Raw genomic sequence first — 3,806 nt, forward strand, 5'->3', positions numbered from 1 at the left:
GGCATACATGCGCGCAAGCTTCCAGGTGGCGCCGATCTGACCATTTTCGGCGGCGTATTTATAGGCTTCCGCAGCCTGCTCCTTGTGGCCGTTCTTGTAGGCGGAAAAGCCGAACTGGAACACCGCCCACGGGCTCGACTGCGGCTTCACGCCGGTCTTGTCGTCGAACACCTTGTCGTCGAAGGCCATGGCCTGGCCCACGGCGCCCAAGGTCGCGCCAAAAGTGGCGATCGCGACCAGTGCCGAAAAGACAGACGACCTCAACAACTCAGATATCCGCATAACAATGTGTTTCTTTGGCACCGCCCGGATGGGTCACCGCGCCGTCGCGGGCAGGTCCCACCGTTTGTGCATATTTCCAGATCGCGCCTGACTGATAGTCGGTCGTGCGCGCCTTCCAGGCCTTCGCCCGCGCCGCCAGTTCCGTGTCGGACAGATCGACTTCGATCGTGCCGTTCACGGCATCGATCGAAATAACGTCACCATCCCTGAGCAACCCGATCGGGCCGCCCACGGCGGCTTCCGGCCCGACATGGCCGATGCAGAAACCGCGCGTCGCGCCCGAAAAACGTCCGTCGGTGATGAGGGCCACCTTGCCACCCATGCCCTGGCCGTAGAGAGCCGCTGTCGTCGACAGCATTTCCCGCATGCCCGGGCCGCCGCGGGGACCCTCGTAGCGGATGACGAGAACCTCGCCTTCCCTGTAGTTGCGGTGCGTAACCGCCTCGAAACATTCCTCTTCCGAATCGAAACAACGCGCCGGACCGGAGAATTTCAGCTCCGCCATGCCCGCGACCTTCACGATCGCGCCTTCGGGGGCAAGGTTTCCCTTCAAGCCCACGACACCGCCGGTCTGGGTGATTGGTCGGTTGGCGGGATGGACCACATCCTGGCTATCATTCCAGGCAACGTGCTCCATGTTTTCGGCCAAAGTGCGGCCGGTCACCGTCAGGCAATCGCCATGCAGATAGCCGTGATCGAGCAGCGTCTTCATCAAGAGCGGAATGCCGCCGGCCTCGAACATGTCCTTGGCGACATATTTGCCGCCCGGCTTCAGGTCGGCGATATAGGGCGTCTTCTCGAAGATCCTGGCCACGTCGAACAGGTCGAACTTTATCCCCGCCTCATGCGCGATCGCCGGAAGATGCAACGCCGCATTGGTCGAGCCGCCGGTGGCCGAAACCACGGTTGCCGCATTTTCCAGCGCCTTCAACGTGACGATGTCGCGCGGGCGGATGTTCTTTGCGATCAGCTCCATGATCTTTTCGCCGGAGGCGAAATTGAAGCGGTCGCGCATCTCATAAGGCGCCGGCGCGCCGCAGGAATAAGGCAGCGCCAGACCGATCGCTTCGGCGACGGTGGCCATGGTGTTGGCGGTGAACTGGGCGCCGCAGGAGCCGGCCGACGGACAGGCGGCCTGCTCGATTTCGAGAAGTTCAGCATTGCCGATCGTGCCGACCGAGTGCTGGCCGACCGCCTCGAATACATCCTGGACGGTGATCTGCCGGCCCTTGTAGGAACCGGGCAGGATCGAGCCGCCATAGATGAAGATCGACGGCACGTTGAGCCGCACCATCGCCATCATCATGCCTGGCAGCGACTTGTCGCAACCGGCAAGGCCGACCAGCGCATCGTAGCAATGGCCGCGCATAGTGAGTTCGACCGAATCGGCGATGACCTCGCGCGACACTAGCGACGATTTCATGCCCTGGTGGCCCATGGCGATGCCGTCGGTGACGGTGATGGTGCAGAACTCGCGCGGCGTGCCATTGGCGGCGGCGACACCCTTCTTGACCACTTGCGCCTGGCGCATCAGCGAGATGTTGCAGGGTGCTGCCTCGTTCCAGCAGCTCGCAACCCCGACCAGCGGCTGCGCGATCTCGGCCGCCGACAGTCCCATCGCATAGAGATAGGAGCGGTGCGGCGCGCGCGCCGGACCGACGGTCACATAGCGGCTGGGCAGCTTGGCCTTGGAGATCACTCTGGCGTCCATACTCTTCCTTGCCGCGGGCGGCGCGGCCTGCCTCATCGCCTGGCCTTCTGGCGCATGTCTCGAGACGGATTTGAGGTGCGCCGGGTTTATGGCGGGAAATGGGCAATGGTCCCGGCGAGGTTTCTACATTACAGGATGTTCAGAAACTGTTGCCGAAACGTCACAATAGACAGAGGCGGAGGTGTGCTCGTATTTGCAACTCCGGCCGGAGTTCAAACGCTCACCAACTGGCTCGGAAAACAAAAAGGCCGGAGAGCGTCCGGCCTTTTTGTCATTTGATTCTAAATGCTTACCACTTCACCTTCAATGAAGTTGAGACCGCGGAAACAAGATCGTTGCCGAAGTCAGCAGTATATTCCGTGCCATAGGTAACACCGTCGTCGCCAACAACTGGATGTATCGATCCGCTGGTTAGCACTCCGAGCGCGCCACCAAAACGCACCTCGATATTTTGGGTCGGCGTATAGGCCACGCCTCCGGCCACAGTCCAAGTATCGGTCTGGCCGCTCAGACCAGTGGTGGTTCCGCGATCCCAGGTAACTGTGGCCGCGCCGCTCCACTGATCATTGAACTTGTGACCGATGCCACCTGAAACCGTCCAGCCATCTCTGTAAAGCAGGTCGAGCGAAGTGGCACGAACCGGACTGGTCGAGGTGCAGGCAGCCAAGCCCTTCGTCGCAGTCGGGCAAAATGGAATGCTCTGCAATACGCTCCAGTTCATCCATTTGATAGATCCGAACGCAAGCCAGCCCGGCGCAATACCCGACTGAACCTTGAGTTCCAGCGAGTCAGGTACCTCGGACGAGCCATAGACGTCAGTTATGCGACCCAACAGCGGGTTTGTGGGATCGACGACACTGGCAATTTGGCGCAGGTCCACCGTTCCACTCAAATTGTCGATCTTGACCGCCGAGTTGTAGACCAGGCTGGCGCGCAGAGCGATGTCCGGAATCTCATAGGCAACACCGGCCCGCCATCCCCACCCATCTCCTTCGAGATCAAGACGCCCTACGCCTGTGCCAAGAAAGGCAGGAATAGGAGCGACCAATCGCGTTTTGAATCCCGAAACTTCCTCATGGAATACACCGCCAATGAAACGCAACTGACCTTTGCTAAGGTCGAATTTGTATGAGCACGTCGCGCCGAACGCTTCGCTTTCCACCTTGGTCTCGATATTGCTGTTGGCGCCCATCCAATTGGCGCCGGGATTGCTGTGCGCGCCGATTGGCTGCGAATAGTCCCCCAAGCAATCAACATTTCCCATACCGATCTTGATGCCGGCGCGAGGCACCCAATAATTCTCGGTATCGCGTGCTGTCGTAGAGCCACCGCCGATCCCGTTCGAGCCGATACCGTCAGCAGGGTCAGTGTCCACGACATTCTTGAGATCGCGCTGCGGCATCACATAGGTGCCGGAAACCTCGCCGGTGATCTGCGCCGGATCGAACAAAAGATCGATATTGTATCCGCCGCGCTCGAGGCCGCCGGCATGCGCCGCCCCCATCAGAGCCAGCGAAAAGCACCCCGCCCCCGACAGTGCTTTCAGACGGAAATTGTTCACGAAACTCCTCCCCGAATATTGGTGGGTCGAAGCTAGAACCAATTCAGGTTAATGGTGCAACAACGAATTCGCGCCGTGTACACGTACGCCTCGATCGAACGCATTTTCGACAAAGTCCACGCGTTCGCAACAGAAGCGGAATGCAGGCTTCTGGTCGAAAATCGACGAAAAAAATCAGAAAAAACCGCTCAAAATGGCGCGAAAACAGCCTATTTGGGAAGATTGAGCCTCATTGTTACATTAGGGCAACAA

2 protein-coding genes and 1 pseudogene are annotated in these 3,806 nt (G+C 59.6%); all 3 read right to left on the reverse strand.

Features of this window, described 5'->3' with window-relative positions; translation table 11 throughout:
- Nucleotides 1-282: pseudogene (locus CN311_RS30540) on the reverse strand (sel1 repeat family protein); the annotation flags it as partial.
- Entirely contained in the window at nt 269-1,993 is a 1,725-nt protein-coding gene (gene ilvD / locus CN311_RS30545) for a dihydroxy-acid dehydratase (RefSeq protein WP_097577309.1), read from the reverse strand. The gene ilvD and the pseudogene CN311_RS30540, both read right to left, overlap by 14 nt.
- A gap of 289 nt (nt 1,994-2,282) precedes the next feature.
- A complete protein-coding gene (locus CN311_RS30550; protein ID WP_097577308.1) occupies nt 2,283-3,554 on the reverse strand; it encodes an OmpP1/FadL family transporter in 1,272 nt (423 codons plus the stop codon).
- Nucleotides 3,555-3,806 lie beyond the last annotated feature (252 nt).

Source organism: Mesorhizobium sanjuanii (genome assembly GCF_002529485.1).
Taxonomy (GTDB): Bacteria; Pseudomonadota; Alphaproteobacteria; order Rhizobiales; family Rhizobiaceae; genus Mesorhizobium; species Mesorhizobium sanjuanii.